The organism is Rhodopirellula sp. JB055, from assembly GCF_043100905.1.
Taxonomy (GTDB): Bacteria; Planctomycetota; Planctomycetia; order Pirellulales; family Pirellulaceae; genus Rhodopirellula.
The window spans coordinates 1-16,910 of sequence record NZ_JBICHO010000437.1 but is presented as its reverse complement, the minus strand read 5'-3'; the positions used below and the strand labels follow the sequence as shown (position 1 = coordinate 16,910).

Sequence of the window (16,910 nt, the reverse complement as noted above, 5' to 3'; positions counted from 1 at the left end):
TGTTGTTGACGAAACGATAGTGGGGCAATTGAACGTAGTTGATATAGCGTTTGTCACCGACGCGGGGACTGCCGTAGGTGAACAAGCCTTGCGGGATTGATTGGATGTGGGACAGATAACATCGGCCGGCGCAGATCGTTGCCATGGCACCACCGAGTGAATGGCCGCAGAACCAAACGGGTTGCTCGTTGCCAACCAACGCCGTCTCGAGCATGGGCCACAAATCATCGACTTCGGTTTTGAATCCGCGGTGGACTTTGCCCGCTGTTTCAGCCAGAACCGAGGCTGCGTTGGCGTCCGCACGAATGTCATTCCAGTCGTTGGGTTCGGTGCCTCGGCAAGCGATCCCGCAATCGTGGTCATTGCGAAATCGGTAGGCCTGCGAACCGTCATGATCAAAGAACGTGACGTCAGGGAAACCGACCATTGCCGCGGCAACGGTGGCTTCACGCTCATCGTTGTAAGCCACCATGGCAAGCTCTGCGAAGAGCAGTGATTTCTGCAAGAACGTCATGTCCTGGATCGCCCCTTTGACGTCGCTGTGCACGACCACCGGGACCTCATTGGGATCCTGGACAACGCCAGCGATGGGCTTCAGTTCCAGTGCATCAGATGGTTCGCTCATCTGAAAAACTCCATTTCGAATGAAAAGATCTCGGGCCTCATTGTGCCACATGGATTCGCCCAGCGGGATAGGCTTTCGATTGACAGTCGGCCCAGATCGGATGATTTCACATCGCGTTGATAATGGTGTCCCAGCCAGCCGACGCGAGAGCGAAATCGAATCGACGACGCTGTCGCAGATTTGATTCTACCGAGTGTCCCATTCGCTTCGTTTTTAGCACACGGAATGAGAACCACTGGCGGGTCAGGGGCGAGGACGCCCCTCGCAGGCGTCTTGGAGGCACGTCTCGTAAGCGTCCACCATCGCCTTCCACCCAAATCGCTTCGCCACTTCCCCTGCACGCAGAGCAAGGCGTGTTCGCAGTTCGGAAGAAGCCAAGCAGTGCTGGAGTCCGTCGCGTAAAGCGGTGTCGCTGTTTTCGACCAGCCAACCGTTGCGGCCATGATCGATCACGCCTCGGACAGCTCCTCCAGCGTCGACTGCGAGCACAGCGGTGGAGCAAGCCATGGCCTCTAGCAACGCAGACGGGAACCCTTCGTATCGGCTGGGCAAAACGAACCAGTCGGCGTTGGAATAAGCCGGCCAGATCGGTCGCGTCCAACCAGGGAACTCGACTTGTGAATCCACGTTGAGTTCCCGGGCAATTGATTCCAGAGAACCTTGCTGGCTGCCTTCACCATGAATCGCCAGCTTCCATTCAGGTGCATCGTTTGGTAATTCTGCGAGGCAGCGAATCAAACGGTCGAATCCCTTTTCGTGTTCGAGTCGTCCGACGGCAACAAGCCTTTGAATTTTTGTGTTGGTGTTCTCGGCCTGGTTCGGTTTGACGGCAACATTCGCAGGAGGTTCCACCGCCGATGGGATCACGCGTGTGTGGCAGTGTGTGGTCGATTGCAAGAATGCCGCCACGTCGTCGCTCAAGCACACGACTTGGTAGGCCTTCGGGTACAGGTGCCGCCGAAGGAATTCACGTGTCCGTCCGAGCGATTGATGCTTGGGGTCGCTCCGTTCGCTGACAACAACGGGGACGCCAAGCCCGCGGGTCGCCAGCAACGTCAGCCAATTGGTGGCATCGCAAAAGGAGAGCACCACGTCAAAGTTGCCTGCGGCGATCGTTGTTCTCAGACGCCGAGTTCGAGTCCACAGTGAGACGGGGGATTCGGGGGTCGACAAGACATGGATTGGACGACGCGAAACGCTTGCGTCGACTTCGTGTCGGTCATGACGTCCGTCGTCCAAGGTGATCAGGGTGACAGAGTGCGATCGAAGTGCCAATCGTGATGCCAGACCCGCCATCACTCGTTCGGCACCGCCGCCGTCGAGCGAGTGAATGACGCAGGCAATTTTCATTTTCATGGGCCGGATTGGCGAGGCACGGGAGCGGAAGCAGCCATGTTAGGTGAACGTTTTTCACTCAGAGGGACAAAACAGCGGCATGTTGGCGAAATCCGACTCTGATTTGCAGAATTATTTGGCCGGGGGCCGGTTGTTTGGATTGCAACGATTGGACGGGTGACTACGGTGGAATGTGCACGGGGGTGTTCACGATCGACGTTTGCCAAACGATCCCATCACACCTCATTCTCTGAGAGAAAGCGGGCCAGCTATGTTGTCTCAAAAATCTGCCTTTTCGCGAGGTTCGAGTCGCCTGAAGCGATCGATTCAGCGCATCGTCTTGGGCTTGGCGGTTGTTGCAGGCTGCGTGGCCTGCAGTGAAGAAGCCTCCGCTCAAGCACCCTTTGGTTTCGGTTTCCAGCCCTTTGGTTTTTATCAACCCTACGGTTCGGTGTATCGATCCAGCATTCCAAACCCGCCGTATTTCGCGACCAATCCACCGGTTTACTACGGCACACGCCACTACCGCCCTTACGGTGTCAGCCCCTTTGCATCGCCACCGATGGTGAGCCCCGGAGCCGGATACCGCAGCCAAGCGGCACCGATGAATCAGCGCCGTGGTTACGTTGGACCGGTTTCCAACCCGTACGTCTGCAAGGCTGGTGAAACAACCTCGCATTTGGTGACGAAGTCCAAGGCTGCGGTTGCTCAAAAGAGCGACGCGGCGGAGGATACCGAAGCGGCGACCACGTTGGTTTCCAGCTCGGCTGGCTTCACTCCTGGGAAGGTTCAAGCCAACCCATTCGTGTCGAGCGAATTGCAGTTTGCTCAGCGCTGATTCGTTCCACGCGGTTCGTTCCGGCTGGCTCGAATTGAGCCAGCCCGTTGCGATTTAAACGCGAATGTTTTCTGAGATCCATTCGGGACGCAGAAGTTGGATCATCAATGCTTTTTGGGCGTGCATTCGATTGCCCGCCTGTTCGATCACGTCGCTTTGTGGACCATCCATGACCGCGTCCGTGATCTCCTCGCCTCGCACGGCGGGCAAGCAATGCAGCACGCGAGCGGTTTTCGGAGCCGCTTCAAGCAACGCTTCGTTGACTTGGAAATCTTTGAAGGCGGCGCGTCGTTCGATCGACTCCGCCTCTTGTCCCATGCTGGTCCAAACGTCGGTGTAGATCGCATCGGCGTTTTGGACCGCTGCGATAGGGTCCGCGATTTGGTTGAGTTTCGCGTTGGGGTATTTCTCTGAAATTCGATCCAGCCAAGGTTGGTCGAGTTCGTAACCGTCGGGGCAGGCGAGCGTGAACTGAATGTCCAGCATGGCACAGGCGAGCGCCAATGATCGCGAGACGTTGTTGCCATCGCCGACAAAAACCATGTGACGGCCTTGGACATCACCGAAGTTTTCCATCAACGTCAACACGTCCGCAATCGCTTGGCAGGGATGACAAAGATCGGTGAGGCTGTTGATGACCGGAACGGCGTTGTATTTCGCGAGTTGTTCGACGCGATCGTGTGATTTGGCTCGGCATGCAACCGCGTCAACAAACTGACCGAGCACACGAGTGAAGTCGGAGGGCGATTCGCGTTTGCCCCAGCCAACATCATCGCCGAGGAACAGACTGCTGCCGCCGAGGTGATTCATGCCCGTTTCAAAGCTGACACGCGTTCGCAAGCTTGGTTTTTCAAACAGCAACGCGAGCGTGTACCGTTCCAAGATCGCAGGCCGTTCGCCCCGTTTCAATTTGGCTTTGAGTGTTTGTGCGGTTGCTAAAATCTGACGCAACTCTTGCGGTGTCAGATCAAAGAGGGTGAGCAAGTGTCGCATCAATGTTTCTCCGTTTCCTCGTTGGATTCGAACTCATCCAGTTCGTTGTTTTCCAGTTCAGTTTCATCTTGTTCGATGTCGTCTTCGTCTTCTTCCTGGTCGATTTCGTCGTCGGCCTCGTTCTCTTCTTCATCGTTTTCTACGGGCTCGTCCTCTTCTTCATCGAATTCATCTTCGGCATCTTCGACGGAATCTTCCTCGACCATTTGATCGGATTCGTCTTCTTGAAACGCTTCGTCTGCGTTCTCTGAATCCGGTTCTGTTTCGTCTGGAGGTGCTGCGTCCCAGACTTCCTCGGTGAGTGCCGCATCCGCTTGTTCGTGTTCGCTGTCATCCAGCGTTTCGGCAGCAGGAGCTTTCTCGAGGGGTGTTTGTTCGGACGAAGCGACCGGTTCTTGGTTTTGTTCCAACCCCGCCAGCACGGCATCGATTCGGTCGATCAGGCGGGGTTGTTCCTCGCCGGTCAGCAACAAAGGAGGCTGGAAGAGCACGGAATGTTCGCTGCAAATCGACGCATGCAGTTTTTCGGCATTGGCTTTTTCGGACCAGGTTTGCGAGTCAACGTCCAGTTCCAGAACAACCGTGTGACCGCTGGCGTGCAGGTCTCGAACGCAACCGCGAGGCGCGATTCGTTCCGCCAGTGCGATTGCAAACGCGTCGGCGTCGGTTGCCAGTGCTTCGGATTGCATGAGTTCAGACAGGGTGGCTGCAATCAAGTGTCCGACCAAAGCATTGGACGTTGGCAACCCATCCGCATGTGACGCAAGTGATTGGCCCAGCACCAGCAGTCCGCCCGGCAAATCGAAAGTCAGGCCAGCCGATAGGATCACGGCATCCGCGGGAACTCCAGCGACCATTTCATGTGCGAACAGGTGGCCGTTTCCGACGAGAGGGAAATCGCCGTGGTCGACGATCAGGCAGGTGCCGGTTTCGTCGCATCGTTGGCGACACTGGGTCCACCAATCGGTGCTGAGTGGTTCACCCACGCCACTGAAATCCCAAGGCGAAACCAAGGCCACGGCAGTGGACGAATCGATGCGGTCAACGAAGCGATTTGCGGGGGCATGAGCGAATCCAGGCAACAGCGGCCACTCGTTGCCACGCAGGGATGAGTTGCCGCTGGCCATTCTGGCCACGACGCTGCGACCGTGGTCGCTGCCGACCAAACATAGGCATTTGGGCGGGAGGGCGGCATCGCCAGTGTTGGTGTCCGACGTTTGCAGCGATTGATGGTGTCGGCGACCCACGACCAGAGCGTGCTCGAGAGCTTGGTCTTTGGTCGATGTGCTGATGCAGTCCGCGATCGCGGATGCGTCCTGCTGAGTCAGCGTTTGAAGTTGCTCGGTGATCTTGGTTGGCAACGCAGCATCGCCACGCCATACCGGTTGGTCCGCGAATTGATGCAGGGCATCACGACACGAGTTTTCCCCAGTAGGAGAGAGGCGGCCTGCGATCGCGTTGATCCAGTCGCCGCCGAGCGGGCAATCGTGGTTGCCAGACGCGTTCACTGATGGATCTCCGTGCCCACGCCGTCCGTGGTGAAGATTTCAAGCAACAAGGAATGACGTAGGCGGCCGTCGATGATGTGAACTTTTTGCACGCCGCGTCCCAAGGTTTCTAAGCAGGCTTCGACCTTCGGGATCATGCCAGATTTGATCACGCCATCGGTGATGAGCTTGCGAGCCTCCTCGGCGGACAGGGCCGGGATGATCGTGGACGCATCGTCGGGATCGCGACGAACACCGTTGACGTCAGAGAGGAAAACCAACTTGTCCGCGCCAAGTGATTGGGCGACCGCCATCGCAGCGGTGTCGGCGTTGACGTTGTACAGTTGGCCTTGATCGTCCTCGCACAACGAAGGGATGACGGCGACTTGATCCGTGTAGGCCAGACTTTCGATCACGTCGCGATCGACCTCGGTCACCTCGCCAACGTATCCCAAGTCATCGCCTTCGGGATCGATCAGTTTTTTGCCTTTCAGAACACACGTGGTCCGCGGCGAGAGGTTCACTGCTCGGCCACCGAGATGTTCCATCATTTCGGTCAGCTCGACGTTCAATTCTCCTGCGAGGACCTGCTCGACGACCTTCAGAGATTTTTCGTCGGTGACGCGGCGTCCGCGAAGGAATTGGGCTTCGATGCCCGCCTTGGCCATCGCTTCGGTGATTGCCTTTCCACCGCCATGCACCACCACCGGACGGAGCCCAACGGTTTCCATGAAGATCACGTCCAGCAGCAAATGATGGAGAGCTTCGCGGTCCTCGAGCAGGCTGCCGCCAAGTTTGATGACCGTCGTTTTGCCTCGAAAACGGCGGATCCAACCCATGGCTTCGATGAGTGTGTCAGCTTTCGCAATCGCTTGGTCCATGAGCGGCGGGGATCCCAGTTGGACGTGAGAATCGGATGACATCAGAAACGTATGATTAGAAAGATCGACGAAAAAAAGATGCCGGCGAGCGATTGCTAGCCGGCGTGGGCGAATTTCGTCGAGAATTGCTGGGTGGAAACCGAACAAGTCTACGAATGGCCAACGAGTGGGTCAATCATGGCCGGCCGGTCGTCCCAGTTGCTGCATTTTTCCCTGCTGGCGGCCGGTTCGCATCCCCGACCACCCCGTGAGGACTGCGAGCGGCAGGAATCAGGCGGCAATGGCCGTCAAACTCAGTCCGCTGAAACGCAACAGCCCAAACAATTGAGCTGACATGACATCTCCGCCACGTACCACGGCGGTGTCCAGGAACCGTTTGGCTTGATCGCGTTGATACGAGTCCGTGAAGACGGACCACATCAGCGAAACCACAAACAAATTGAAAACGCTCAACCTGACAAAGTAGCAGCGGCCGCAGTTGATAATAGCCGCCCAGCGAACAGAAGAACCACGCCGTGGACCGAACCAAAAGCCGGATCTCTCCCGGACGAAAGAAATGGTCCCGCAGCGCGTCTGAAGGTGATTCACTCAGCCGTCACCGGTTGCCGTTCGGCGGTCTCCACTGGATCCAACGAAGCAGGCGCGGAAGCAGAAGGCTCACTCGGCGTTCTAGGTACCCCGCGAACTTTCACGAATCCCGAGATGCCTACGATGATGGCGGCCAACAACACAATCACTTTCAACCACTTCCCACGATTTTCGCGGATGCCGACCAAGGCGGCGCTGCGGCCCACCAAGGCGGTGGCGAGTAAGAAAATCGCGAAGGCGAGCAACATTTTGACGCCCAGCAAACCGTGATACAGACCGTCGCCTTTGTGGTTCGGGATCGCTCGCATGTAGTTGTAAAAACCACTGAGCAGGAACAGCAAGATTCCGCCATGGATGAACCGCTTCCAGCGACCCGTCACCGCCTGGGCCAGCGTTTGATGAGCTTCTTCCGAAATCAATTTCGCGGACGGAAGCAACACCAGCAGCATGAACGCCGAACCACCGACCAAGGTGATCGCAGTGCCGACATGGATGATTCGTGACAGGACATCCAGAGCAAACATGATGGGGCCGGTTGAGTGCGAGGGGAAATCCAAAATGGATTCCAAAGAAGGGAACACGTGTGCAATCAATTTCATGGGCAGCTGGCAACTGGGCAACCCCACTGGCCGTGCAGCTTGCCCACGGACGAATTCCTGTGGTTGCCGTGGCTGCCCCTGCCACCGACTTCAATCAACGGGTTATGCTAGGCACGCGAGCAGAAGTGGTTTGGCGAAACTTGATTCGCCGGATCGCGTGAGCGTCCGGTTCTCGTCAACGTGAGCGAACGCTTGGCGGATAAGACGACTCGGGTTTCGCCGTCACACGTGCTCGTCGCGGTTGGTTGATGGTATCTCTTGCACGACCGCATCCTCCCTGTTGCTTCCCCACCCCACCTCCCCACCTCGCTCAACCGAAAGATCGTTGCCTCCATGTGCTCCATTGCAAATCGAGTTGGCTGTCTCGCCGTATTGCTGACCCTGTCTTTGACGGGATGCAGTTCCTCCAGTTCGACCTCACAAAGTCAGGCAGATGGCGAGGGAAAACCTCGCGTTGCTTTGATCATGAAATCGTTGGCGAATGAGTTTTTCTCAACGATGGCCAAGGGAGCCGAAACGCATCAGGCAGAGCACTCGGATCAATACGAATTGGTCGTCAACGGGATCAAAGACGAACGCGATGTCAGTCGCCAAGTCGCATTGGTCGAAGAGATGGTTGCCAGCGGAGTGGACGCGATTGTGATCGCTCCGGCGGATTCCAAGGTGTTGGTGCCGGCGCTTCGACGCGCCATCGAAGCGGGAGTCACCGTCGTCAACATCGACAACCGCTTGGATGCAGAAGTGCTCGAACAAGAAAGCGTCCGCATCCCCTTCGTCGGTCCCGACAACATGGCCGGTGCAAAGAAAGTCGGTGACCACTTGGCTGCGAATCGCAAAGGTGACAAAGTCGCGATTCTGGAAGGGATTCGCACGTCCTACAACGCGCAGCAACGTTTGAAGGGGTTTGAAGCTGCGATGCAGGAAGCGGGCATGGAGATTGTTAGCAGCCAATCGGCGGATTGGGAAATGTCTCGCGCGAACACAGTGGCGTCGTCCATGTTGAGCGAGCACCCAGAGATCAGCGCGATCTTGGCGGCGAATGATTCGATGGCTCTGGGTGCCATCGCGGCAGTCAAGAGTGCCGGTCGGGCCGGCGAAGTGCAGATCGTTGGCTTCGACAACATCTCGGCGATTCAGCAAGCCATTGAAGACGGCAAGGTGTTGGCGACGGCGGATCAACATGGCGATCAGTTGGCTGTGTACGGGATCGAAGCGGCACTGGAACAACTTCAAAACAAAGCCGCCCATTCGGACGCTTCCATCGAGGACGTCGAAACACCCGTGGACCTGATCACGGCGGAAACACTGAGCCAACCATGACCGTCGCTCTCTCCGTTCGCGGACTGACCAAACGTTACGGTGATGTCACCGTGCTGGACGATGTCTCGATTGATTTTCAGGCTGGGCACCTGCACGCATTGCTCGGCGCCAATGGGGCCGGCAAAAGCACGCTCTGCAAGATCATCAGTGGTTTGATCCCGGCGTCGGCTGGCCAGATGAGTTTGACGGGTGACGAATACCGCCCGGGAAACAAACAAGACGCAGAAGCTCGCGGCGTGCAGATCGTTCAGCAAGAGCTGAATTTGATCGAAACGTTGTCGGTTGCGGAGAACCTTCGTCTGGCAGCGTTGCCGAATCGATGGGGCCTGTTGCGAATGAGTGAACTGCATCGATCGGCCCGTCAGGTTTTGGATCAGTTCGGTTTGCCTGATGTCGATTCGCACGCGATTGTTGGCGAGTTGGGGGTTGGCAAACAGCAGATGATCGAGATTGCGGCCGCGCTCGCCCGGGATGCTCGTGTGTTGATTCTCGATGAGCCCACGGCGGCTCTTTCGGGCAGCGAATCCGAAGAGTTGTTCACTCATTTGAAAAAAATGCGTGAACAAGGCGTTGCGATCATCTACATCTCGCACCGACTCGAGGAAGTTCAGCAACTATCGGATGAAGTCAGCGTGCTGCGCGACGGGCGTCTCGTGACCACCGAACCGATCTCACGAATTGATCGGGACAAGATGGTGGCATGGATGAGCGCCGAAGAAGACGCAGCCCAATCCGCCCAGCCGTCGACGCCGGATTTTGTTAGCCATCGAACTGACCAAGTTGGTTTGATGGTGGATCAAATCACGTCTGGGATGGTAAACGATGTCTCGTTCACGGTTCGTCGCGGGGAACGGTTTGGCATCGCAGGGTTGGTGGGTTCCGGCAGGACGGAATTGCTGCGAGCGATCTGTGGTGCGGACGTGGCCACCTCCGGCAACGTCTCGCGGGGCGAAGGTGAGCGCGTTCGTTTCACTCATCCGAGCCAAGCCGTTCAGGCCGGTTTCGCGATGGTCACCGAAGACCGCAAACAAAACGGGCTGTTGTTGTCGCAGTCGATTCGAGCCAACACGTCCTTGGCGGCTTTGGCCAGCAAGTTTTCACGCAAGGGTTGGATTCGTGAAAAGGAGGAGGTCGAAGCAGCGAGATTGATTCACCGATCCTTGGAAACGCGGCATCAGTCGTTGGAACAATCCGTTGGGACGCTCAGTGGCGGCAACCAGCAGAAGGTTGCAGTGGCGAAGTGGTTGACTCGGGGTGCCGAGGTGTACCTGTTTGATGAGCCGTCGCGTGGGATCGATGTGGCGGCGCGTGGCAAGCTGTATGAGCTGTTTGAAGAATTGGCCCGACAAGGCAAAACGATTGTGATTGTGAGTAGTGATTTGGAAGAGTTGTTTGAGACCTGCGACGCGATCGCGGTCATGTCCGCCGGGAAAATGATGGCAACGTTTCAGCGAAAAGAATTCAGTGAGGATGCGATCCTAGAGGCTTCCTTTGCAGGGCATGCGTCGCTTCCGGCGTCCGGTTCCGCCGGTGTCTCGGCAACGGCAAGAGAAGAGGCCGCATCATGAGTCGCTTGCAAGATTCGTTTCGGAAGTTGGCTCCACATCTTGGATTGGTGGCGGTTTTGTTGGTGCTGGTCGCGGTCTTTTCGCTGCTCAGCAAGAACTTTTTTCAGTGGTCGACGTTGGTGTCGATCGCCAATCAAGTTCCTGATCTCACGTTCCTGGTCGTGGGGATGACGCTGGTGCTGATCATCGGCGGAATCGATTTGTCGGTGGGGTCTTTGTTGGCGGTTTCGTCGGCGGTGTTGGGCGTGTTGATGGCGAATCACGATTGGTCGATTTGGGCCGCGCTTCCGGTGGCTGTCTTGGTCGCATCCATTGCTGGCGGGCTGAACGGAGTGATTTCGATTGGTTTTGGGATACCGTCTTTCATCGTGACGTTGGGGATGCTCGAGATCGCTCGAGGAGCCACCAAGGTCGTCACGGATTCGCAGTCGATTTACATCGGCAGCCGAATCGAATGGTTTGGTCAACCGTTGCCGGGAGCATTTGTTTCCCCCGCGTTCATCGCAGCGATCGGGACCGTGATCCTGGGCCAATTGTTTTTGACTCGAACCGTGTGGGGACGCTACTGCATCGCCATCGGTACCAACGCGGAAGCGGTTCGGATGTCGGGCATTCGTTCCGCCCCTTTGTGCATCGGGATTTTCGCGATCAGCGGCATGATGTGCGGTTTGGCCGGGTTGGCTCAAACGTCTCGTTTGTCGACCGCTGATCCGAATGCGGCGATCGGGATTGAGCTCGCCGCGATTGCGGCATGTGTGATTGGCGGAACCAGCCTGATGGGCGGACGCGGGAACGTGGTGCGATCGTTCATCGGAGTTCTGATCATCCAAGTCTTGCAGACTGGATTGGCTCAGGTGGGTGTGTCCGACGCGAGCAAGCAAATCATTACCGGCGTGGTGATCGTGGTGGCAGTGTTGCTGGACGCACTGCGAACTCGGTTGAATCGACGTTGATTGAAATGGAACGGCGAGCAGATCGGCAGGTTGGTCAGTCGTTTGCTTCGTCGGCCATTTCGTTTTTCATGCACGTGGCAACGATTCGAATCTTCTCGTACGACATTTCTCCGTTCAACGCTTCGAAGACAGGTTTGAGCCGTTCGTCTTCGGCGGCGAGGAGAGCGGCACGGATCGTTTCGGCTTCTTCTTTGGGAACCCACTGTGTTGGATCGGTGATGTTCTCGGACTGAATGTAATTGCTGAGGTAGTTGCTCACGGTGGATTCTGCCCGGTCCATCTTTTTCGCAACTTCGGTCACGCTGTGTCCTTCGCGAAAAAGCTGGGCGGCTTGGACCGTGGCCGCGTTGGGGGCGGAATCAGCACGAGGTTTGGCAGGTGCGACGGGAGCGGCGCCTGTGTCGACGTCTCTGGGAAGCGGGGCCTGTTCGCAGTATTGATCGATCGAGTCCAAGAACATCTGGCCAAATTCCTCGCGTTTGCGATCACCGATGCCGCGAATGTGAGTGAGTTTGTCGATCGACGTTGGACGAACGCGAGCCAATTCGCGAAGCACTGCGTCGCCGAAGATGACATAGGCTGGCACGCCTCGTTCAGATGCCAGTTCGCTGCGGAGTGAACGGAGGTGGTCAAACAGTGGTCGGTCGACTCCTTCCCAAGATTGATTGGCGGCGGGGCGGCGAGACGAGCTTTTGACACTCACTTTGGTGAGCGTGACGTCGCCGTCTCGTTTCAGCAACGCACGCCCGGATTCGGTCAATCGAAGGGATTGGTACTCGCCGGCTCGAATCAAATGGTTTTGGGAGATGAGTTGTTCGATCCAGGTGCGGACTGCTGTGGCACCTTCGCTGGAAAGTAAGTTGTAGGTGCTGAGTTGATCATGGCCGGCCTGAATGACCTTTTGATCCTTGGAACCCGTGAGGACTTTCACGGTGTGGCCGACTCCGTAGCGTTCTCTCAGGCGAACCACGCACGAGAGAATCTTTTGGGCCAACGTGATCGGGTCTTCCACGACGTCGAGTTCACCGAGGCAGACGTCGCAGGCATTGCAGTTATCCGAGTCGTATTCTTGGCCAAAGTATTCGACCAGGGAGGCGTGTCGGCATTTCACGCCGTTGCACAGTGACGCCATTGCCTCGACCGAACTCATGGCGGATTGGAAGTTGTTGCGATCGCCGTTTTCGAGGATGCGTTTCCAAGACATCAAATCGCCGCCGCTGTGAATGAGAACGCATTCTGCGGCGAGGCCATCACGGCCGGCGCGACCGCTTTCTTGTTGATAGTGTTCAATCGATTTGGGCATCCCCGCGTGGATGACGAATCGCACATTGGATTTGTCGATTCCCATTCCAAATGCGACTGTTGCGACGATCACGTCGACCTTTTCTTGGATGAACGCCTCTTGGTTCGCTTGCCGGACTTCATCGGGCAGTCCCGCATGGTAGGGCAGCGTCCGGACGCCCATTGATTCCAACGCGGCGGCGGTTTGTTCGACTTCCTTGCGAGTGATGCAGTAGACGACGCCTGATTCACCACGGTGCTGCGAGATGCATTGCTGGATCTGGTTCAGTTTGCCGTCGCTGCGGAGCATTCGGTACGTCAGGTTGGGACGATCGAAGTCACCGACCAGGACCCGTGGTTCGCTCAGTTGCAGTTGATCCACGATGTCATCGCGAACCTGTTGGGACGCGGTGGCGGTGAAGGCATGCACGGAGGCGGAAGGGAATTGCTCTTTGAGAATTCGCAAACCGCGATACTCAGGGCGAAAGTCATGGCCCCAATTGCTGACGCAGTGAGCTTCATCGATTGCGAAAAACGAGATCGGCAGTCCGCGAAGAAAGGCGAGCGTTTTGGGTGTGAGCAAACGCTCCGGTGCCAAGTACAGGATCTTGATTTCGCCGCGGCGGATTCGGTCCGCCGTTTCACGCTTTTGATCCATCGATTGCGTGCTGTTGACCAGTGCCGCGGAAACACCATTGGCGGTCAAGGCGTCGACTTGGTCCTTCATCAACGAGATCAGTGGCGAGACCACCACGGACATGCCTTCGCGCACGAGCGCGGGGACTTGGTAGCACAACGATTTCCCGCCGCCGGTGGGCAGCACGACCAAACTATCGCGTCCTCGGACAACGTCCTGCACCGCGTCGGCTTGCAAAGGCCGAAACGAATCGTATCCCCACACCGACTGAAGGACCGAATAGGCCTGGTCCATTTCGGGAATCGGGGCGTTTGATTGGGCCGGGGCGTTTGATTGGGAACGGGTTGAGGTCGAATTCGATGGCGACGACATCCGGGAACTCACTGCAGATCGTTCGGAGGGAAGGATCAAACAGGTTAGCAGTTTCGACGGAGAGTGTCGTTCACTCGATCGAGGGTGTTCAGCCGCGCCCCATTTTTGCGCGAGCCCGATGCAGCATCGGGCCAATGGTGTTTTCGCTCAAACCAACCGCTTGGCTGATCTCTTGATACGACTTGCCTTCCAAGTGGTACATCCGAACGACGCTCGCTTCTCGCGGGTCCAAACGGAGCAGCAGGTGTTCGACTTCTTCTGCGTTTTCGATGCGTTGCAGTTCGCCGTTGACTTGCGCCGGGTTGGCATGGCCGTTGGAGGAACCGTTGGCAGCGTGCCCGTTGGAGAGCGACGCGGAAGTTTGGTTGTTGGAAGCCGCCGAAATGGCAGTCAAGCGACGAACGACAACCCGACGGGCAACGATGGTCAGGTACGTCGCCAACGAGCACTGACGCCGAAACCGACGAAGAACGGCAAAATCATGTCGAATGATGACCAGGAAGACCTCCGCCACCATGTCGTCGCGAGTCGCGTCGTCCATCGACAGACCACGGCCCATCGCTGTCCGATTGACGACATGAACCACCAAGCCAACAAATCGATCGACGAAGTCTTGCCACGCCCGGGGTTCCCGGTCGAGGCAGCGTTGCAGAAGTTGACGATCGACGTCAGATAGGCTCACAGTGATAGTCCGGGAAGATGAGTTGAATGAGCCGTCGGGCTCAGGACTGAAGGCTGAAGGTCCGTCACAAGCCGCATAACCATGTTAGATGGGCGGGGGTGCGGTGGCAAGTTTTTCGCGGAAGATTGCGAAGACGCGGTGCACATCCGACGTGGATCCGCGGGCGTTCCATTGGAACCGGAAATCGGGGGGCTGAGTTCCTTCGATGGAGTGGACCAACCCCCGATTTTTGGCTCCTCGGTGGGGTTGTTCTGGTTGAGTGGGGTTTGCCGGATTGCGAAGGTGTGAAAACCGAACGATTGAACGAGCTTGGAAGGTGTCTTTCAACCGCGCCCGAAATGGGACGTATGGTTTTGCGTCACGACACAGATGTCCCGCAGAATAGCCGGCTATGAACGACCAAATGGTTCCAAGCGATCTCGCCAACCTCAGCATGCCACCGATGGTGCCCGTCCCGGCAGGTCTTCCTGCTGCAGATGCTCCACATCCAGATCATCCTGCAACGCAAGCACCTGATTCCGATGCGACACCGTCGGATGCCGCTCATTCGGCTTCGCGTTTGAGCGAGTTGTTGATGGGGTTGGGGGAAGCGGCGACTGGCCAGCTTCCTGGTATGATCGGGCCCCCTTCCGCAAACGAGGCAAACTCTGGGGCTGCTGCAGGTGCTCCTGCGGAGGACACGCGGCCGTTTGAAAATCACCTTGCGATGGTGCGTTTGGGAATGGCGACGTCGCTGTTCTATGCTTTGCGAACGAAGCATTCGCCCACCGCGGCTCACAGTCTGCGTGTGGCGCTTGCGTGCTCGGCGTGGTGCGAGCGTTTGGGGTTGGCCGACGAAGTTCGCGACCGAATCGAAGTCGCGGCTTTGCTGCACGACATCGGCAAGATCGGCATCCCTGATCGCATTCTGCGGAAGCCGGGCAAGCTCAGCATCGAAGAACAGTTGACGATGGATTGTTGTGCTGAGTTGGGGTGCGAAATCCTGCGTGGATGCACCGCTGACCAAGATCTGTTGAACATCGTTAAGTATTGCGGCGTTTGGTACGACTCGCGACGGCAGGAAGACCATATCCGCGGGGACGCGTTGCCGCTCGGAGCCCGGATGATGTCGATCGCTGGAGCGTTCGACGCGATGACGACGGACCAAGTTTATCGTTCGGCTCTCAGCCGAGAACGAGCGTTGCAGGAATTGTTCCGAGGCAGTGGAACGCAATTCGACCCGGAATTGACTCGCGATTTTGCAACGATGTTGGAACGCCGTCCTGAACTGCTGCACAGCAGTGTCGTGGATCGATGGCTCCAAAAACTCAATGCGAATTCAACGAACTTCCTCGGTTCGATGGGAGCGAGCGAGCAAGTCGTTGCTCATGCAAAGCCCGCCGTCACGCCAACTGATCCGAAATGGCAGGGCGAGGACCCCGCCACACTGCCATTCTACAAAGCTTTGGGCGAGCAGCATCGCGATGGGGTGGCGTTCACTGATTGCGAAGGACAGGTCACTTATTGGAATGAAGCTTTGTCACGTATGACAGGCATTGCCAACGAAGCGATGGTCGGTCGCCACTGGGATATCGACACGCTCGGGATTGTCGATGAGTCTGGTGACGAAACCACGGTTTGCCCGGTGGCAGATTGCCTGCGTTTGCAAACCACTGTGACTCGAACCATGAAAATGGTTCACGGTGGCGTATCACAAGACGTGCTGTTGCAGGTCAGCCCGGTTCGCGATTCCTATGGCGGCGGGGCGTTGGTGCTGGTCCGCGATATGTCGGATCAGAACAAATTGCAAAGTCAGATTCAGACGCTGCATAAAAAGGCGACCAGCGATCCGTTGACAGGGATTGCCAACCGAGCGGAATTTGACAGTCGATTGATGCGGGCCACCGCCGACGCGAAGAAAAACAATTCGACGTTTAGTCTGATCATTTGTGATATCGATCACTTCAAACAGGTCAACGATGTGCATGGTCACCCAGCGGGTGATGAAGCGCTTGTGCAATTCGCTCGCATCCTAGAAAGTCATGCTCGCAACGAGGATTTGGTCGCTCGCTATGGTGGCGAAGAGTTCGTCTTCTTGGCGATCAACAGCGACAATTCCACGGCAGCACGGCGGGCCGAACAGATTCGCCAAGCGATCGAGGTGACTCCGCTGGACGGACTGAATGGCGAATCGGTCACCGTCAGTTTTGGTGTCACGGAATACCAAACCGGCGATGCGGCCGACACCATTTTGGCTCGGTCGGATCGGGCATTGTTGAAAGCCAAAGAAAACGGACGCAACCGAGTTGTCCAGTTGGGAACCGGGATTCATCAAGACGAGGAGTCCACGTCCAAGGCGGGATGGTTCAGTTGGTTGACGTCAAACAAAGAAGCCGAGAACAATGATTACCACTTGGTCACGCCAGTTCCGATCGATTTGGCCGTCGAAAAGCTTCGCGGTTTCATTTCGGATCATCGTGCAGAGATCATTCAGGTCACCGGCAGTGTCGTCTCCCTTCGAATCGTTTCCCAGGGCAGTGGCAAAGGCCGGCGGGCGAGCGATCACCAGATGACTTTGCATGTGCTGATTCAGTTGAGTGAGGGGCGCGGCAGACGAAACCGGAACGACAACACCGTGACTCAAACGGCAATGCAAGTCACCATCCAACCCATCCGAAACCGTGACCGGCGAAATCGGGATCTTCAGCCGCGTGTCCGCGAAGTGCTGGGCAGCCTCCGAAGTTACCTGATGGCCGAGATGGTTCAGAACAG

The 16,910-nt window shown here is 57.0% G+C and carries 14 protein-coding genes; 5 read left to right on the top strand and 9 right to left on the bottom strand.

The features are described from left to right. Positions 1–676 (bottom strand): lipase family protein (locus ACF8AM_RS17235; protein WP_392556829.1); only part of this gene is annotated, 676 nt, incomplete at its 3' end. Positions 677–868: 192 nt separating this feature from the next. After that, the gene (locus tag ACF8AM_RS17230) at positions 869–1,981 is read right to left on the bottom strand and encodes a glycosyltransferase (protein WP_392556828.1); all 1,113 of its coding nucleotides are present in this window, start codon (positions 1,979–1,981) and stop codon (positions 869–871) included. 250 nt (positions 1,982–2,231) lie between these two features. Between ACF8AM_RS17230 and ACF8AM_RS17225 the strand changes: the two genes are divergently transcribed. Continuing rightward, positions 2,232–2,798 carry a hypothetical protein gene (locus tag ACF8AM_RS17225; RefSeq protein ID WP_392556827.1) on the top strand — a complete coding sequence of 189 codons (567 nt, stop codon included), beginning with the start codon at positions 2,232–2,234 and terminating at the stop codon, positions 2,796–2,798. Between the two features lie 54 nt (positions 2,799–2,852). On the opposite strand, the gene argF is transcribed toward ACF8AM_RS17225, so the two are convergent. The 5 genes from argF to ACF8AM_RS17200 form a co-directional block, all read right to left on the bottom strand. Beyond that, on the bottom strand, positions 2,853–3,791 hold the full coding sequence (gene argF / locus ACF8AM_RS17220) for an ornithine carbamoyltransferase (protein ID WP_392556826.1): 939 nt from the start codon (positions 3,789–3,791) through the stop codon (positions 2,853–2,855). Further along, the gene (locus ACF8AM_RS17215) at positions 3,791–5,299 is read right to left on the bottom strand and encodes an acetylornithine aminotransferase (protein ID WP_392556825.1); all 1,509 of its coding nucleotides are present in this window, start codon (positions 5,297–5,299) and stop codon (positions 3,791–3,793) included. Before ACF8AM_RS17215 ends, argF begins: the two co-directional genes overlap by 1 nt. Next, positions 5,296–6,159 carry an acetylglutamate kinase gene (argB, locus tag ACF8AM_RS17210; protein WP_392556830.1) on the bottom strand — a complete coding sequence of 288 codons (864 nt, stop codon included), beginning with the start codon at positions 6,157–6,159 and terminating at the stop codon, positions 5,296–5,298. The genes ACF8AM_RS17215 and argB overlap by 4 nt, the downstream gene beginning before the upstream one ends. 270 nt (positions 6,160–6,429) lie before the next feature. After that, complete coding sequence (locus ACF8AM_RS17205; protein WP_392556824.1) at positions 6,430–6,612, bottom strand: hypothetical protein; 183 nt, start codon at positions 6,610–6,612, stop codon at positions 6,430–6,432. Positions 6,613–6,743: 131 nt separating this feature from the next. Next, positions 6,744–7,346 carry a hypothetical protein gene (locus ACF8AM_RS17200; RefSeq protein WP_392556823.1) on the bottom strand — a complete coding sequence of 201 codons (603 nt, stop codon included), beginning with the start codon at positions 7,344–7,346 and terminating at the stop codon, positions 6,744–6,746. A gap of 333 nt (positions 7,347–7,679) precedes the next feature. Between ACF8AM_RS17200 and ACF8AM_RS17195 the strand changes: the two genes are divergently transcribed. From ACF8AM_RS17195 to ACF8AM_RS17185, 3 genes are read left to right on the top strand one after another with little or no spacing between them, the layout of a single operon-like run. Beyond that, positions 7,680–8,666, top strand: coding sequence for a sugar ABC transporter substrate-binding protein (locus ACF8AM_RS17195; RefSeq protein ID WP_392556822.1), 987 nt, complete (start codon positions 7,680–7,682; stop codon positions 8,664–8,666). Further along, positions 8,663–10,234: a sugar ABC transporter ATP-binding protein gene (locus ACF8AM_RS17190; protein WP_392556821.1), complete on the top strand. Its 1,572-nt coding sequence runs from the start codon at positions 8,663–8,665 to the stop codon at positions 10,232–10,234. Before ACF8AM_RS17195 ends, ACF8AM_RS17190 begins: the two co-directional genes overlap by 4 nt. Then, entirely contained in the window at positions 10,231–11,187 is a 957-nt protein-coding gene (locus ACF8AM_RS17185) for an ABC transporter permease (protein WP_392556820.1), read from the top strand. The genes ACF8AM_RS17190 and ACF8AM_RS17185 overlap by 4 nt, the downstream gene beginning before the upstream one ends. A 34-nt stretch (positions 11,188–11,221) precedes the next feature. Here ACF8AM_RS17185 and recQ read toward each other — a convergent pair whose 3' ends face one another. Together recQ and ACF8AM_RS17175 are read right to left on the bottom strand one after the other, a co-directional pair. Beyond that, positions 11,222–13,477, bottom strand: coding sequence for a DNA helicase RecQ (gene recQ / locus ACF8AM_RS17180; protein WP_392556819.1), 2,256 nt, complete (start codon positions 13,475–13,477; stop codon positions 11,222–11,224). Between the two features lie 88 nt (positions 13,478–13,565). Further along, positions 13,566–14,159, bottom strand: a complete 594-nt coding sequence (locus tag ACF8AM_RS17175) for an RNA polymerase sigma factor (RefSeq protein ID WP_392556818.1) — start codon at positions 14,157–14,159, stop codon at positions 13,566–13,568. A gap of 403 nt (positions 14,160–14,562) precedes the next feature. On the opposite strand from ACF8AM_RS17175, the gene ACF8AM_RS17170 reads away from it, so the two are divergent. Further along, on the top strand, positions 14,563–16,910 hold a 2,348-nt coding region (locus ACF8AM_RS17170; RefSeq protein WP_392556817.1), incomplete at its 3' end, for a diguanylate cyclase.